This window comes from Nocardia sp. NPDC059764 (assembly GCF_042732555.1).
Taxonomy (GTDB): Bacteria; Actinomycetota; Actinomycetes; order Mycobacteriales; family Mycobacteriaceae; genus Nocardia.
Genome location: NZ_JBHWHH010000016.1, coordinates 11,401 through 27,683, shown reverse-complemented (window position 1 = coordinate 27,683; position 16,283 = coordinate 11,401). Strand labels below are relative to the sequence as shown.

Here is a 16,283-nt window from a genome sequence, read left to right as displayed (position 1 = left end):
TCCGCAGCGGATTGTTCAATTGTCCAGCCGGTTCGGCGTGGCTCTCGGCCGCCTTCGTATTTTCCTACAGAATCACACGGTCAGCGGCGTCCCGTGTTGACCGAATATCCCGCCGGACGTAGGTTCAGGCCACATAACCCGTGGTCACAGACAGGAGGCGAGCGGATGTCCACCAACTCCGATCTGCGTCGCCTGGCCCATCGCACGGTGTGGGTGCCCGGGCGCGTCGCCCACGGCTGCTGAGCCGGCTTTCTCGACGAGCGGAATTGATCCGCCGACACTGGATAGTGCACTCGACGACGAAAGCGGCCGGCAATGGCAATTTTCATGACGGTGAACGGAAAATCGACACCGATTTCTCCCGCGGCGACGCACACCACCCTGCTGGACTTTCTCCGGGAGCACGGGCTCACCGGATGCAAGGAAGGCTGTGCGGAGGGTGAATGCGGCGCGTGTTCGGTCCTGGTGGCCCGGCCGGGCCGGATCGAGCCGACCGAATGGGTGGCGGTCAACGCCTGCCTGACCCCGGCCGTCGCGCTGGAGGGGCAGGAGGTCGTCACCGCGGAGGGGCTGGGCACCGCGGCCGCGCCGCATCCGGTGCAGCGGGAGCTGGCGGTGCGCGGGGGCTCGCAATGCGGTTACTGCACACCGGGATTCGTGTGCAGCATGGCCGCCGAGTACTACCGGCCGGATCGGACCGCCACGGACGAGGTGTGCGCGCACGGCGAGACCGGGCCCAATGGCTTCGATCTGCACGCGCTGAGCGGGAACCTGTGCCGCTGCACCGGCTACCGGCCGATCCGCGACGCCGCCTACGCGGTCGGCGCGCCGGCCGAGGACGACGCCCTGGCCCGGCGGCGCGAGGCCGACGCGCCGGAACCGGCGGCGACCGACTTCAGTTCCGATGGACGGCGATTCGTCCGGCCCGCATCGCTGGCCGAGGCGCTGCGGCTGCTGCGCGACCATTCGGACGCCACCGTGCTCGCGGGCAATACCGACCTGGGCGTCGAGGCGAATATCCGTGGGCGGCGGGCGGAGTACACGCTGGCCGTCGACCGGCTCCCCGAATTGCGCGAGCTGGTGATCGCCGCGGACCGGATCGAGCTCGGCGCGGCGCTGACCCTCACCGAGCTCGAACGCGGGCTCGCCGGACGGGTGCCGCTGCTGTCGGAGCTGCTCCCGCAGTTCGCTTCTCGGCTCATCCGCAATGCCGCCACGCTGGGCGGCAACCTCGGCACCGGATCGCCCATCGGCGACGCGCCGCCGGTACTGCTCGCCCTGGAAGCCTCGGTGGTGCTCGCGGATGCCGAGGGGGAGCGGGAGGTCGCACTCGCCGACTACTTCACCGGGTACCGGAGTTCGGTGCGGCGGCCCGGGGAGCTCATCCGTTCGGTGCGCATCCCGCTGCCGCTCGCGCCCGTGGCCGCCTTCCACAAGATCGCCAAGCGCCGGTTCGACGATATCTCCAGTGTGGCAGTGGCTTTCGCGTTCGATATCGACGACGGCATGGTGCGCCGGGCCCGCATCGGGCTGGGCGGCGTGGCCGCGACACCCGTGCGCGCCTACGCGACCGAGGCGGCCCTCGAAGGGCGGCCCTGGACCGAAGCCGCCGTCGCCGCGGCCGCGGACATCCTGCACGGCGAAGGCACACCGCTCGACGATCACCGCGCCAGCGCGCGATATCGCAGCGCCATGCTGGGCGAGAGCCTGCGAAAACTGTTCTCCGACACCACCGAGACCGAGGGGGTGCTGTCATGAGTCACCTGTCGCAACGACCCGACGATCCGGTCGTGGGGATCGCGCTCCCGCACGAGAGCGCCGCCCTGCACGTCACCGGGACCGCGCTCTACACCGACGACCTGGTGTACCGCACCAAGGACGTGCTGCACGCCTACCCGGTGCAGGTCCCGCACGCGCACGCCCGGATCACCGCCCTGCGCACCGGACCCGCGCTGCGGGTGCCCGGCGTGGTGCGGGTGCTCACCGCCGCCGACGTGCCCGGCCTCAACGACGCGGGCGTCAAGCACGACGAACCGCTGTTCCCCGACGAGGTCTGCTTCCACGGCCACGCCGTGTGCTGGGTGCTGGGCGAGTCCCTGGAATCCGCGCGGCTGGGGGCCGCCGCGGTGGAGGTGGAGGTCGAACCGCTGCCGTCGATCATCACCATCGAGGAGGCGGAGGCCGCCGGGAGCTTCCAGGGGGTACAACCCGAAGTCCGCTGTGGCGACCTGGAGTCCGGCTTCGCCGCCTCGGCGCACATCTTCTCCGGGGAACTCCTGTTCTCCGACCAGGAACACTTCTATCTCGAAACCCACGCCGCCCTGGCACAGGTCGACGAGGCCGGGCAGGTGTTCGTGCAGTCGAGCACCCAGCATCCCTCCGAGACCCAGGAGATCGTGGCCCACGTGCTTGGGCTGCGCAATCACGAGGTCACCGTCCAATGCCTGCGCATGGGCGGCGGATTCGGCGGCAAGGAGATGCAGCCGCACGGCTTCGCGGCCATCGCCGCGCTCGGCGCGACCCTCACCGGACGCCCGGTCCGGCTGCGGCTCAACCGGACCCAGGATCTGACCATGTCCGGCAAGCGGCACGGCTTCCACGCGCGCTGGCGGGCCGGGTTCGACGCCGGCGGGCACGTGCTGGCCCTCGACGCCACGCTGACCTCGGACGGCGGCTGGAGCCTGGACCTGTCACAGCCGGTCCTGGCTCGCGCGCTGTGCCACGTCGACAATCTGTACTCGATTCCGAACGCGCGCTTCCGCGGTCGCATCGCCAAGACCAACAAGCCGTCCAATACGGCCTTCCGCGGATTCGGCGGGCCGCAGGGCATGCTCGTGATGGAGGATCTGCTCGGGCGGTGCGCGCCGCTGCTCGGCCTGGATCCGCGAGAACTGCGCCGCCGCAACTTCTATCGCCCCGGGCAGTGCACACCCTACGGGCAGGAAGTGCGCCACGCCGAGCGCATTGCCGAGACCTGGGACCAGGTGCTGGCCAACGGCGAGATCGACTCCCGCGCACGGGAGATCGCCGCCTTCAACGCGTCACATCGGCACCTCAAGCGCGGGCTCGCGATCACCGGCGTCAAATTCGGCATCTCGTTCAATATGACGGCCTTCAACCAGGCCGGGGCGCTGGTGCTGATCTACAAGGACGGGTCGGTGCTGATCAACCACGGCGGCACCGAGATGGGGCAGGGCCTGCACACCAAGATGCTGCAGGTGGCCGCCACCACGCTGGGCATCCCGCTGCACAAGGTGCGGCTGGCGCCGACGCGAACGGACAAGGTGCCCAACACCTCCGCGACGGCCGCGAGTTCCGGGGCCGATCTCAACGGCGCCGCGGTGAAGAACGCCTGCGAGCAGCTGCGGGAACGGCTGACCCGGGTGGCGGCGACGCGGCTGGGCGTCAACGCCTCCGATATCCGGATCGCCGACGGCGTCGCCCGCGCCCTCGGGGCCGGTACCGACGGGGTCGCGTGGGACGACCTGGTGCGCGCCGCCTACCTGCAGCGGGTCCAGTTGTCGGCGGCCGGTTTCTACCGCACCGAGGGCCTGCACTGGGACGCCGAGACCATGCACGGGTCGCCGTTCAAGTACTTCGCCTACGGGGCCGCGGCCACCGAGGTGGAGGTGGACGGGTTCACCGGCGCGTACCGGGTGCGCCGGGTCGACATCGTCCACGACGTCGGCGACAGCCTGTCCCCGCTCGTCGACATCGGCCAGATCGAGGGCGGTTTCGTGCAGGGCGCGGGCTGGCTGACCCTCGAGGACATCCGCTGGGACACCGGCGACGGACCCGGGCGCGGCCGGCTGCTCACCCAGGCCGCCAGCACCTACAAGCTGCCGAGCTTCTCGGAGATGCCCGAGGAGTTCAATGTCAGCCTGCTGGCGCACGCGCACGAGGAGGGCGTGGTGTACGGGTCCAAGGCGGTGGGGGAGCCGCCGCTCATGCTGGCGTTCTCGGTGCGGGAGGCGCTGCGGCAGGCGGCCGCCGCCTTCGGACCGGAGGGCGTGAGCGTGGAACTCGCCGCGCCCGCCACCCCGGAGGCCGTGTACTGGGCGCTCGACGCGGCTCGCCGCGCTGGCGAATCAGACGTGGAGACAGGCGAATTCGCCGCCGGGGAAAGCGTGCCCGCCGGTGCCTGATCTGACCTGGGTGACGGCCGTCGCGCGACTGCGCGAACGCCGGGAACCCGGTGTGCTGGTCACCGTGGCGACGGTGCGCGGCCACGCGCCCCGCCGCGCGGGCGCGAAAATGGTGGTGGGACAGAGCGATACCTGGGGTTCGATCGGCGGCGGCAATGTCGAGGCCGTCGCCGTCGAACGCGCCCGTGAGCTGATCGCCCACCTGCCCGCCGAACCCGAGCTGATGGATTTCGCCCTCAATGACAAGGTCGTCAACCAGCACGGCGTGCAGTGCTGCGGCGGCACGGTGACCGTCCTGCTGGAACCGCTGCCGGTACCCCCGGCCGTCGCGATCTTCGGGGTCGGCCATGTGGGCCTGGAACTGGCCCGCATCCTGGCCCGCCACGAACTGGACCTGCACCTGATCGACACCCGGCCGGACATGCTCGCCGCCGGGCGGCTCGCGGCCCTGGACGACGCCATCGCCGTGATCCACACCCACCGCGTCGCGCTGCTGCCCGAGGAGGTGCTGGGCCACCTGCCGCCCGGCACCCACGTCCTGATCATGACTCACGATCACGCCGAGGACGCCGCGCTCTGCGACGCCGCCCTGCGCACCGACGGGCTGGGCACCGTCGGGTTGATCGGGTCCCCGGCCAAATGGGCGCGCTTCACCAAGCGGCTCACCGCCGAAGGCGGTCACCGGCCGGAAGCGTTGGCGCGCATCAAGACTCCGATCGGGCTGACCGAGATCACCGGCAAGGAGCCCGCGGTCATCGCCGTCAGTGTGGCGGCGGATCTGCTGCGCGCCTTCGAATCCGACACGGCCGGCTGACCTCGGAGGCGGTCACCGGCGGGCGCGGATCTCCCCGGCTCGATCCGGCGCCTGGGGCCCGAACCAGCCGGGATTCGGTGCCGTCGTACACGCGCTGACGGCGGTCACGGCGTAAGCGGTGTCCCGGGAAAATCCGGGACACCGCCCGCACCCGTCAGTGAGTGGCGGCGAGCTCCACGCTGTGGGTGCCCGCGCGACGGCCGGAGAAGACACAGTCGGCCAGCGACAGACCGCTCACGTACGAGTTCGAGCACACGCCCACCGCCGCCCGTCCCGCCGCGAACAGACCCGGGATCGCCGTGCCGGATTCGGTGCGGACCGCGCCGGTCTCCTCGTCCACCACCAGGCCGCCGAGGGTCAGCATCGGCATCGGATAGGTGAGCCGCGCCTTGAACGAGATGTCCAGCAGCGTGAAGGGTCCCGAGTGCAGCGGGCGGCGCAGATCGTCGGGCTTGCCCATCGGATCGGGCAGCGACTGCTCGATGGCGCGATTGTGCGCGTCCACGGTCTTGCGCAGCGCCGCCGGTTCGATCCCGGCGCGGGCGGCGACCTCCTCCACGGTCCGGCCACTCACGCTGCCGACCCGCAGCAGCCGCTCGGCCTGCATGCGCTGGAACCACACCGACTGCTCGGGCAGCTGGCGGCGCGCCTCGGTGAGCAGCCGGGCATCGGCCAGCAGCCAGGCCCGATTGCCGGGGCTGGTCGCGATGGCCGCGCCCAGTGCCGCGCCGTAGCGGGATTCGTCGATCATGCGCTGTCCGTTGGCATCCACGGCGATCGCACCGAAGAAGGCGCTCGACGGGGCGATGAAGCGCCAGGTCGACAGCACGTCCATGCGGTCGGTGGCCGCGCCCGCGGCCTGCGCCATGGCGATACCGCTGCCGTCGTCACCCGCGGTGCCCAGCGGCAGGCCCTCGGCCCAGGGGTAGTCGGGGGCGTGCCGCTCGACCATCTCGCCATTGGCGATGAAGCCGCCGGTGGTCAGGATGACACCCGAGCGCGCCCGAATGCGCACGGGCACACCGTAACGCCGCTCGATCCGGGCCAGCAGCACCTGCACCGCCTTGCGCAGACCCTGGTGGTACACACCGGGTTTCGCCGAGATCTTGGCCAGCGCCGCGAACCGGCGTCGCACGGCCGGCGGAGCATCGGCGATCGTGGTGGCCTCGATGCCGACCACCCGGCCGTCCTCGATCACGAGACTCGTTGCCCTGGTACCTGTCTGGACCCGGACCCCGTGCTTCGCGGCCGACTCGGCCAGTGGCCCGAACAGCTTCTTGCCCGACACCCCGCGCCCGTGCGCGCGATGCCCGCGCTGCCGCGGCTTCGCCAATTCCCGGAAGTCGCCGGAGTTCTCGCTGCCCGAGTAGTACAGGTAGTAGTCGTCGGTGGGGTAGGAGGTCTTGAACGGGCACAGCGACGCGTCGAACGGAACCCCGTGTCCGGTCAGCCAATCGATGAGCGCGGGCGATTCCTCGCAGAACCGCCGCAGCGTCTGCTCGCTCACCGTGTCGCCGACCTCGGCCCGCAGGTAGGCGAGCATGTTCTCGACGTCGTCCTCGACGCCCGCGGCTTTCTGCACCCAGGTCCCGCCGCCCGCGTACACGATGCCGCCGGACAGCGTGGTCGCGCCGCCGCCCAGGTAGCGGTCCAGCGCGAGCACCTCCGCCCCGGACTCCCGCGCGGCCAACGCCGCCGCGACACCCGCGCCGCCGTATCCGACGACCACCACATCGGCCGAAGAGTCCCAGGTCCGCACCGTTGCGACCACCTTCCCGAGCGAAGAATTACCCAGCACCGAGAACTATAACTTGTTCTAGTTCGGCGGGTGGTTCGCGGCGAGCCGGTCGCGGCTGACCGAAATGCCGGTTACCGTCGGACAGATGGCCGGCAAGTCAGCCGCCCCGGCGATCGAGCTGCCGGTCGGCGAACACACGGTGCGCGTGTCCAATCCGGATCGGGTCTACTTCCCCGAGACCGGAGCCACCAAAATGGATCTGGTCCGGTACTACCTCAGCGTCGGCGATGGCATCGTCAACGCGCTGCGCGACCGGCCCTGCATGCTGCACCGCTTCCCCAAGGGCCTGCCCGGCGGCAAGGTCCACCAGAAGCGGTTGCCCGGCGGCGCGCCCGACTGGATCCCCACCGTTCAGCTCTACTTCCCCCGCTACGGACGCACCGCCGACGAACTCTGCGTGGAGAAGCTCGCCGACGTGATCTGGGCGGTGCAGATGTCGACCATTGAATTCCACCCCTGGAACTCCCGGCGCTTCGACACCGAACTCCCCGACGAATGGCGCATCGACCTGGACCCCATGCCCGACTGCCCGTGGTCGCGGGTGCGGCGGGTGGCCGGGGTGGTGCATGAGGTCCTCGACGAACTCGGGGCGGTCGGCTGGCCGAAGACATCCGGCGGCAAGGGATTACACGTCTACGTCCGGATCGCGCCGGAGTACGGCTTCCAGGACGTCCGCCGCGCCGCGCTGGCCTTCGCCCGCGAGGTGGAGCGCCGCGCGCCCGCCGACGTCACCACCGCGTGGTGGCGCAAGGACCGCGATCCCGCGCACCTGTTCGTCGACTACAACCAGAACGCCCGCGACCACACCATCGCCGCCGCCTACTCGGTCCGCGGCGTCCCCGAGGCGACGGTCTCGACCCCGGTGCGCTGGAACGAGATTCCCGACATCCATCCCGGCGACTTCACCATGAAGACCGTCCCCGCCCGCTACGCCGACCTCGGCGACCTGCACGCCGGCATCGACGAGGCGGTCTTCGACCTCGCGCCCCTGCTGGAGTGGGCCGACCGCGACAAGATCGACGTCGACCTCGACGCGGACGCCGCCGACTAGAGCTCGTCGGTGCTGATCAGTCCGTCGCGGATGGCACGGGCGACCAGGGCGGCCTTGGTCGGGGCGGACCGGCCCACCGCGGCGTACTTGGCGCGGATGCGTTCCAGGTGGGTGTTGACCGTACCCGGCGTGATGTAGAGCTGTTGGGCCACGAGGGCTTTGGATTCGGTCTGGAACCAGGCGAGCAGGACCTCGCGTTCGCGCTGGGACAGTTTCGGGCGGTCGTCGCCGTCGGTGCTCATGGCCCGGGCCATGGTCGGGCTGAGGTAGGGGCGCACCTCGGCGGCGGCGTGCAGGGCGGTGATCAGGTGTTCGCGGCCTTCGGTTTTCGACAGGTAGGTGACCGCCCCCAGGTCCAGGCAGTCGCGGACCAGATGGGGTTCGGTGTGCTGGGAGTAGACGACCACGCGGTGGCCGCGCGCGCAGATGGTGGCCAGCGCGTTCAGATCCGGTGCGCGCTGGTCGAATTGGAGATCCAGGACGATGGCGTCCAGGTCGCCGCGATCGGGGCCGGTGGCGGCCAGGAAGGCCGCCGGGTCGGCGTGGTCGGCGGTCACCTCGAGCCGGGGTTCGGCGGCGGCGCACCAGCCGCGCACGCCGTCGCGGATCAGCGGGTGGTCGTCGACGATGGCGATGCGGATCATCGGGCGTTCTCCAACTCGAAGCGGTGATGCAGTCGCGCCCACAGCAATTCGCCCGCGGTGACGACCTCGGTGTGCACGGCGCCGGTGGGGTCGGCGGCCGCGGTGGACAGGGCGGACAGGCGGTCGACGGTGTCGGCGGGGCAGTCGCCGAGCGCGCTGACCGTACAGCCGGTCGCGTCGGTGGTCACCACCACCCGGGCCCGGGAACGACTGGCGTCCAGCATGATCCGGGTCGCGGCCACCAGATGCCCGCGCACCGGGTCCGGGAGTTCGCGGCCGGGTTCCGGATGGGCGTCGGCCTCGGCTTCGACGGTGACCGCGACCCCGCGCCGCTCCGCCGCGTCGATGCCGCCGCGCAGGTCGGCCAGCAGCGGATGGCCCAGGCCGTCCTGCTGGGTGAACAGGCGGCGCAGGCGCGCGTACTCGGTGCGCGCGGCGACCTGCACCGCGGGCTCGGCGGGATCGAGGGTGCCGTCGGCCAAACCTCGCAGCAGCGGCGTGAATTCGCTCAGCAGTTCGCGGTAGCGGCGCAGGCATTCCTGTTCGGTCATGTGGCCGACCGCGTCGGCGGTGCGGTGGCGCAGGCGTTCCCGGTGCAGGGCGGCGGCGTCGCGGGCCACGCGGTCGAGGGTCGCGGCGAAGCGGGCGGTGAGGAACTGGAGGAAGAAGATCGCCGCGGTGTGATAGCCCAGCACCCGCAGGCTGTCCAGGCTCGGCGCCCGGACCAGGACGAGTGCGCACACGAGCACCCACCAGGCGGTCAGCGCGGTCAGCGACAGTCGCGGCGACAGCCGGAAGCCGAGCGCCACCACGGCCCAGCCGGACGCGCCGATCGACCAGTTCGCGCCCGCCAGCACGGCATCCGCGGGCAACAGGGCGATCAGGGTCAGCGAGGCCGCGATCGCGAACGCCATGAGCGCGAGCGTCACCGATTCCCGGCGGCGCGGGATCAGCGCGGCCAGCGCGCATCCCACGTTCACCGCCACCAGCGCCGCGTTGACCGCCGCCGGGGGTGCCGCCGCCGCATCGGTGAGGGTGGACTGCAACAGGGTGTCGGCGACCGCGACGCCGACGATGCCGTACCCGAAACTGCGGCCCAGCCTGTCGATGCCCGCGGCCGGGGCATCGAACGAGTGGTCCTCGGCGGCACCGGGTTCGGCGGTCGGCCAGTTCAGCCGCACCCGCGTCCCGTGGCCGGGGCGGCTGGTGACCTCGGCGTCGCCGCCGACCGCCCGCATGCGCTCGACGATCGAATGGCGGATGCCGTAACGGTCCTCGCCGGGGACGCCGTCGAAGCCGACACCGTCATCGGTGATCACCAGCGCGCCCGGCCCGGCGCCGATGTCGACGGTTGCGGCGCGGGCGTGGCGATCGACATTGGTCAGCGCCTCACGCACGGCGGCCGTCACCGTCCACGCGAGGGTGCCGCGCACGGGCAGCGGGCCCGGAGTGCGCAGGGTGAGCGGCGTCGCACAGCCGTTGCTCACCTCCCGCAGCAGGACCGACAGGTCGGCCCGGGTGTCGTCGCCGGGCAGCGGAATCCCCGAATCCAGCACGGCCAGATCGCGGGCGGCCTGCCGGGCGATGCGGTCTCGATCCCCGGCCGCGCCCTGCCCGACCATCAGCAGGGTGGCCGCGGCGGTGTCGTGCATGACGGCCCACTGCTCGCGTTCGTAGCGGCGGCGTGCGGCCGCCACCTCGCTCGCGATCCGGGCGTCGGCGGCGGCGGTCACGGTCTGGTCGTGCACGGCGGCCGCGCCCAGCACCACCCGGCGCACACCCACCGCCAGCAGCCACTCCACCAGCAGGTAGGCGACGGTCAGATCGGACAGGAAGTTCCACGGGGTGAGCCCGGGCGTGGCGCGATTGGCGTAGTAGAGCAGCAGCAGGACCAGACCGGTCACCGCCGCCGACACCCGCACCCGCTCCGCGATTCCGACCGAGATCACCGTTGCCGCCACGACCTTCACGTCGATGAGGTCTCCGGTCCCGATTCCGGACGCGGCCACACTGGTCGTCCCCAGAAGGTAGGTGGCCACCACCGCGACATCGGCCGCGGTCCACCCGGGCCCGAGCCGGCGACCCCACAGCCGGCTCGCGGACCACACCGCCAGCCCCAGCGTGACCGCCTGCCCCAGCCCCGGCTCGACCGCCCCACTCGCCAGATGCACCACCGTCAGCAGCAGGCAGGCGGCGTGCCGGAACCGGATGGCAAGCCACGTCGCCTCCTGCGCGACCGCGGCGTGGGTCGGGTCGGCTTCGCGCAGCACCCGGTCACGGTACCGAACCGGATTCGGCCCAGCATCCCATCCCTTCCGGGGCACGGGTGTCCGTCGAACACCCGACAGACAGACCGGTCCGACTACGGAATCGTGGAGGGCGCGGCAAGGGGTGCGAGGGTCCGTACCGCTGCCGCGGCCGCGGCCGTTGGCGGGCGGGGAGTCAACGGCCGCCGGGTCACCCGGGCCGGTGCGCGCGCGGGATGGCTAGGCTTCTCAGTAGGAGCGGAGTGGCCGAGCTGAGGCGACGCACCGGCGCAGGAGGCGCGGGATGGAGTGGTTCAGCGCACCGGAATACTGGCTCGCGCGACAGGTGCTGACGCGCGGAGTGGCGCTCGTGTACGTGGTCGCCTTCGTGTCGGCGGCCCGGCAGTTCCGGGCGCTGATCGGGGAACACGGCATGCTGCCGATTCCGCGCTGGGTCGCGCGACGGTCGTTCCAGGCGACGCCGAGTATCTTTCACTTCTACTACTCCGACCGGTTCTTCGCGGCCGTAGCCTGGTTCGGCGCTGCGGTGTCGGCGGCGCTGGTGTGCGGGGCCGCGGATCTGCTGCCGCTGTGGGCGGCCATGGTGGTGTGGCTGCTGCTGTGGGTGCTCTACCTGTCGATCGTGAACGTGGGGCAGGTCTGGTACTCGTTCGGCTGGGAGTCACTGCTGCTGGAGGCCGGATTCCTGGCCGTGTTCCTCGGCAACGACCGGGTCGCGCCGCCGCTGCTCGTGCTGTGGCTGGCGCGCTGGCTGGTGTTCCGGGTGGAATTCGGGGCCGGGCTGATCAAGATGCGCGGCGATCGCTGCTGGCGTGACCTGACGTGCCTGTACTACCACCACGAGACCCAGCCCATGCCCGGTCCGCTGAGCTGGTTCTTCCACAATCTGCCCCGGCCGCTGCACCGGGTCGAGGTGGCGGCCAATCATGTGGCGCAATTGGTGGTGCCGTTCGGGCTTTTCGCGCCGCAACCGGTGGCGAGCATCGCCGCGACGATCATCATCGTCACCCAGTCGTGGCTGGTGCTGTCCGGGAACTTCGCGTGGCTCAACTGGCTGACCATCTTCCTGGCCTGGTCGGCGATCTCGAATTCCGCTGCCGCACTGGTGTTTCCGGTATCGGAGCGGCACGAACTACCCGAGGCTCCGATCTGGTTCACGGTGCTGGTGTTCGCGTTCACGGCTTTCACGCTGACGCTCAGCTATCTGCCGGTCCGCAATATGCTGTCGAGCCGGCAGCGAATGAACGAGTCCTACAACCCATTCCACCTGATCAACACCTTCGGCGCGTTCGGCGTCATCGACCGCATCCGCTACGAGGTGGTCATCGAGGGCACCGACGAGGCGGTGCTCACCCGCCACACCCGGTGGCGCGAATACGAATTCAAGGGCCAGCCCGGCGATCCGCGCCGCATGCCGCGCCAGTTCGCCCCGTACCACCTGCGCCTGGACTGGCTGCTGTGGTTCGCCGCCCACTCCTCCGCGTACGCGCGACCCTGGTTCGAGGGCTTCCTGCGCCGCCTGCTGCGCAACGACCGCGACACCCTGCGCCTGGTGCGCCGCAACCCGTTCCCGGACGGCCCGCCCCGGCACGTCCGGGCGCTGCTCTACGAATACCGCTTCACCGGCCCACGGGAACTGCTCGAAACCCGGGCCTGGTGGGTGCGCGACGTGGTCGGTACGTACGTGCCGCCGCTGTGACCGCCGCCCCCGGTTCCTCGCCCAGCTGGGCGCGCAGCTCCCGGCGCCGCTCCGCGCCGACACCGCGGCGGTCGCGGTAGGTGACCGCGCCCTCCATCGCCCAGAGCATCTCCAGGTCGAGGCCCCGCACGTCGGCGGCACGCATGCGGCGATAGGCCTCGACGGAACCGATGGCGGCGAGGTCGTCGAGCGTGGTCACGTCCGCGTGGGCCAGCATGGCGGCCGCCGCGGCCCCGAGCTCGTAGCCGCGGTCGCGCCACACGCGAATTCTCAGATGCGTTTCGCCCCGGACGATTTCGGCTTCCCGCCAGATAGCCGGGCGCAGCAGGTCGGGATCGACCGGACCCTCGTGCCGCGAAAGCACTTGTGCGCGAGCCCGACCGGCGACGCTCACCATCGGGCGGAACCGGCGGAAGATCTGGATCTCACCGTCGAAGCCCCGGTCGTACGGGCCGAGGTAGGTGTAGTCGGTGCCGTACGGGCCGGACGCGTCCAGGCTCGTGGCGCTCAGTGCCCACGCGCGGGCTTCGTCGGGAGTGGACGGGGTGAGCACGACCAGCCCGTGACTGCGGGTGACCCGGCCGCGATGCTCCCGGTGGCGATACCGGCTCCACCAGTCCTCCAGGGCGGCCGGTTCCAGGGTCCGGTCCAGCCCGAAGGTCTGCCAGCGCACGGTGCCCTCCGGCTTCGTCAGCGGCAACCGCCGCTTCAGCTGTCCCGCGATCCGGTCGTCGAACGGCGTGCACCAGCCGGGAACCAGCAGGATCGGATCGGGCGGTTCGGCATCGAACGGATTCGGGGTGAGGAAGGCCTGATCGATGAGCACGACGGTCCCCGGACGCGCCTGATACGACATCCCCCACAGCAACCGGCCCAGCAGCCGGGAACCGTGATCGTCCGACAGCACGTGCCAGGTCTCGTGGAATCGGTTGGTGCTGAACCGAGCATGCGTCCCGGGTCGCAAGGTGATCACCGTGTGGGCACGACCGGGCGACCGCACCAGGTGCCGGTGCAGTTTGAGGCCGTCGGTGACGGATCGGGCGGTACCCGTGCGCTGCTGCTTCATCGGGTTCCATGACGCCACAGCGCTGAGCTCGGATCAACCGGATTTCCGCGAGGACAAGGGGCCGAACGGCGAATCCCTCGTCACCACAACGCTCTACGTGGACGGCTGGCCCGTCAACGAGGGTCCGATGCGCGCCCAGGTCGGAAAGTCCACCCTCGCCGGTGACGGGCTCTGTGTCGGCTACGACAGCGTGTCCCTCCAGTATCGGACCCCCGGCACGTTCACCGGGGGACCATCGAGAACGTCACCATCGACGTGGGCAAGGAGTCCTACACCGACCTGCGGAAGGAGGCGGCAGCGGCGCTGGAACGCAACTAGCCGCCCCCATCGGTCAGGCGGTGGCGCCGGCGCTGCCGTTCTCCAGATGACCGGCGAAGTGCCTGCGCCAGTTGCCGTTTCCGGACGCGGTCAGTGTCAGGTCGTACCAGCCCTGATCGAGCGGGGCGGTGATGTCACGGGTGGCTCCCGCGTCGACGGTGGTGCGGGAGCCGCCGACATCGATCGTCGCCGAGGCGGAACCGGAATTGCGCACGGTGACAACGAAAGTGGGAGTCGACGCCGTGCCGCCGATGGCCGCCGTGGCGGTCAGCGCGGCGTCACCGTCGCCCGAGGCCTCGGCGAGGAAGCCGTTGGGCGCGTGCACGGCGAAGTCGTAGGCGCCGCTCACCGGGAAACGCTCCTCGGCGGTCGCGCCGGGGGCGACGACCGTCTGCCGGATCGAATTGCCTTGGTAGGCATAGGTTTGGAACGGCATGGGAACCGAGCCCTGATTGCCGAATCGGACGGTCGCGGAGGAGCCGGAGACCTCGAACCAGGCCAGCGGCTGATAGGGGAGGGGACGTGCCTTGGCGCGGCCGGGCTCCTGGGCGGGCATCTGCTGACCGCCCGGCGACGGCGGGACCGGCTTGGGCAGGTTCTTCTGCCCGGCGGCGCGGGCGCGCTCGGCATTGGCGTCGGGCAGCGTGGGGATGCTGGTGTCGCGGCGGCTGAAATCGAAGCAGCTGGTGAGGTCGCCGCAGACCGCGCGCCGCCAGGCGGAGATATTGGGTTCGGCGACACCGGTCCAGGCCTCGAGGAAGCGCAGCACCGACGTGTGGTCGAACACTTGGGAATTCACGTAGCCGCCGCGGCTCCACGGCGAGATGACCAGCATGGGGACGCGCGGGCCCAGGCCGATGGGGGCATTGCCGCTCAGCCCCGAGGCCGCCTTGGTGATCAGATTGCCGATGCTCGCCGAGCCCGAGCTCGACCCCAGCGTCGCCGAGCCGGAACTCAGGTCGCCGCCGATATCGCCCGCCGCGGGCAGGATCTCGTCGGGGGTGCCGGGCGGCGCGGTCGGGGGCACCATGTGGTCGAAGAAGCCATCGTTCTCGTCGTAGTTGACGAGCAGGACGGTGGACTCCCACAGTTTCGGGTTGTCCCACAACGCTTTCAGGACGCGCTGGATGTAGGCGGCGCCGTCGGCCGGACGGTAGGCGGGGTGCTCGGAGTACCCGGCGGGCGCGACGACCCAGGACACCTGCGGCAGATTTCCGCTGGCGCAGTCCGAGATGAAGCGCTGCAGAACGTAATCGACATCGCTGCCGTCGACGCCGGCCGGCGGGGGCGTCATGCCGCCCGTGGTCACCATGGCGCGGTCGGCCAGCTGCCGGACGGCGGGATCGGGGGATTTCGCGGCATCGTGGTAGTTCTGGAACAGCCACAGCGGGTTGTCGCCGTAGTCCGCCAGGAACGGGCCGCCGCTGTGCGAGTCGGCGTACACCTGCCACGAGATCCCCGCCTGCTGCAGGCGTTCGGGGTAGGTGGTCCAGTGGAAGGCGGGCCGGTAGTCCGGCGGATTGGCCACCGCGGGACCGCCCGCGCGCCCGGCCGGGTCGACGGTGCCGGTCCAGTGGTAGAGCCGGTTCGGGGTGGTCGGGCCCTGGATCGAACAGAAGTAGTGGTCGCAGATGGTGAACGCGGACGCCAGCGCGCGATGGAACGGGATATCGGCCTCGGTGAAATAGCCCATCGTCATCTTGGACTTGGCCGCGATCCACGAGTGATACGCGCCGTCGGCCCACGCCACGTGGGTGGTGTTCCAGTCGTGCGCGAGATCGCCCATGTCCTGGCCGTCCACGCGGGTGGTGTCCACGTGCCAGGGCAGCAGGAATCCGGTGCTGCTGAACGCGTCCGGCTGCTGGAAGGCGTTCCGTTCGCCGCCGCCACCCGATCCGCTGCTGCTCCCGCCGCCGCTCCCGCTGGCCGAACCGCTCGCGCTGCCGGTGCCCGCCGACCCACTGCCCAGGTCGGTGCCGAGCCCACCGGCCAGCGCCGCGTCCATGGCGGCCTGCAGCACCGGGTTGTAACCGCCTGCGGGCAGCCGCACCGCGCGCTTGTCACCGAAACCCCGGACACCGCTCATGGTTCCGAAGTAGTGGTCGAAGGACCGGTTCTCCTGCATCAGGATCACCACGTGCTGCACCTGATCGAGGCTGCCCGAGCGGCCCGGTTCCGCCAGCGCCTCCGCCATGCCCTCCGGCAGCCCGGCCACGCCCGCAGCACCCGCCGCGCCGGCGGCGAGCATGCCGCCCAGCACCTTCCGCCGATTCGCGGTTCCGAATCCACGCCCCATCAGGAATCTCCATTCAGCATGTCGGTCGACACTTCCGACTCCCGTCCCGTCGAGGTCTCGGGGACGCGCCGAAGGATGCTATGGCACAGCGAGATCGCGCGGAAACACTGATTTCCGAGCGATTGACAAGGGCAGGTTGTCGATGGGCGAATCGGCCAGCGGAAGTTGGTCCACTGATCATCTTC

At 70.8% G+C, this 16,283-nt stretch carries 10 protein-coding genes and 1 pseudogene; 6 read left to right on the top strand and 5 right to left on the bottom strand.

Going from position 1 to position 16,283, the window contains the following annotated elements:
* The first annotated feature begins 327 nt into the window (after positions 1–327).
* Genes ACFV4K_RS05645 through xdhC form a run of 3 tightly spaced genes read left to right on the top strand, consistent with a single transcriptional unit; the run spans position 328 to position 4,959 of the window.
* Entirely contained in the window at positions 328–1,758 is a 1,431-nt protein-coding gene (locus ACFV4K_RS05645; protein ID WP_379272347.1) for a xanthine dehydrogenase small subunit, read from the top strand.
* Entirely contained in the window at positions 1,755–4,145 is a 2,391-nt protein-coding gene (xdhB, locus tag ACFV4K_RS05640) for a xanthine dehydrogenase molybdopterin binding subunit (RefSeq protein ID WP_379272345.1), read from the top strand. Before ACFV4K_RS05645 ends, xdhB begins: the two co-directional genes overlap by 4 nt.
* A complete protein-coding gene (gene xdhC / locus ACFV4K_RS05635; RefSeq protein WP_379272343.1) occupies positions 4,138–4,959 on the top strand; it encodes a xanthine dehydrogenase accessory protein XdhC in 822 nt (273 codons plus the stop codon). Before xdhB ends, xdhC begins: the two co-directional genes overlap by 8 nt.
* A gap of 154 nt (positions 4,960–5,113) precedes the next feature.
* Here xdhC and ACFV4K_RS05630 read toward each other — a convergent pair whose 3' ends face one another.
* Positions 5,114–6,718, bottom strand: coding sequence for an FAD-binding protein (locus ACFV4K_RS05630; RefSeq protein ID WP_379272341.1), 1,605 nt, complete (start codon positions 6,716–6,718; stop codon positions 5,114–5,116).
* A gap of 124 nt (positions 6,719–6,842) precedes the next feature.
* Here ACFV4K_RS05630 and ligD point away from each other — a divergent pair, with 124 nt between their 5' ends.
* Positions 6,843–7,808 carry a non-homologous end-joining DNA ligase gene (gene ligD / locus ACFV4K_RS05625; RefSeq protein ID WP_379272340.1) on the top strand — a complete coding sequence of 322 codons (966 nt, stop codon included), beginning with the start codon at positions 6,843–6,845 and terminating at the stop codon, positions 7,806–7,808.
* Here the strand turns inward: ligD and ACFV4K_RS05620 are convergent.
* Positions 7,805–8,452, bottom strand: coding sequence for a response regulator (locus ACFV4K_RS05620; protein WP_379272338.1), 648 nt, complete (start codon positions 8,450–8,452; stop codon positions 7,805–7,807). The two genes, ligD and ACFV4K_RS05620, sit on opposite strands and share 4 nt — an antisense overlap.
* Positions 8,449–10,722, bottom strand: coding sequence for a hypothetical protein (locus ACFV4K_RS05615; RefSeq protein WP_379272336.1), 2,274 nt, complete (start codon positions 10,720–10,722; stop codon positions 8,449–8,451). Before ACFV4K_RS05615 ends, ACFV4K_RS05620 begins: the two co-directional genes overlap by 4 nt.
* Positions 10,723–11,002: 280 nt before the next feature.
* On the opposite strand from ACFV4K_RS05615, the gene ACFV4K_RS05610 reads away from it, so the two are divergent.
* Positions 11,003–12,418, top strand: coding sequence for a lipase maturation factor family protein (locus ACFV4K_RS05610; RefSeq protein ID WP_379272334.1), 1,416 nt, complete (start codon positions 11,003–11,005; stop codon positions 12,416–12,418).
* Here the strand turns inward: ACFV4K_RS05610 and ACFV4K_RS05605 are convergent.
* Entirely contained in the window at positions 12,339–13,484 is a 1,146-nt protein-coding gene (locus ACFV4K_RS05605) for a TfoX/Sxy family DNA transformation protein (RefSeq protein ID WP_379272332.1), read from the bottom strand. The genes ACFV4K_RS05610 and ACFV4K_RS05605 overlap by 80 nt on opposite strands.
* 46 nt (positions 13,485–13,530) lie before the next feature.
* On the opposite strand from ACFV4K_RS05605, the pseudogene ACFV4K_RS05600 reads away from it, so the two are divergent.
* Positions 13,531–13,802 (top strand): annotated as a pseudogene (locus ACFV4K_RS05600) (arylsulfatase); the annotation flags it as partial.
* A 13-nt stretch (positions 13,803–13,815) separates the two neighbouring features.
* Here ACFV4K_RS05600 and ACFV4K_RS05595 read toward each other — a convergent pair.
* Entirely contained in the window at positions 13,816–15,996 is a 2,181-nt protein-coding gene (locus ACFV4K_RS05595; protein ID WP_379272388.1) for a phosphocholine-specific phospholipase C, read from the bottom strand.
* Positions 15,997–16,283 lie beyond the last annotated feature (287 nt).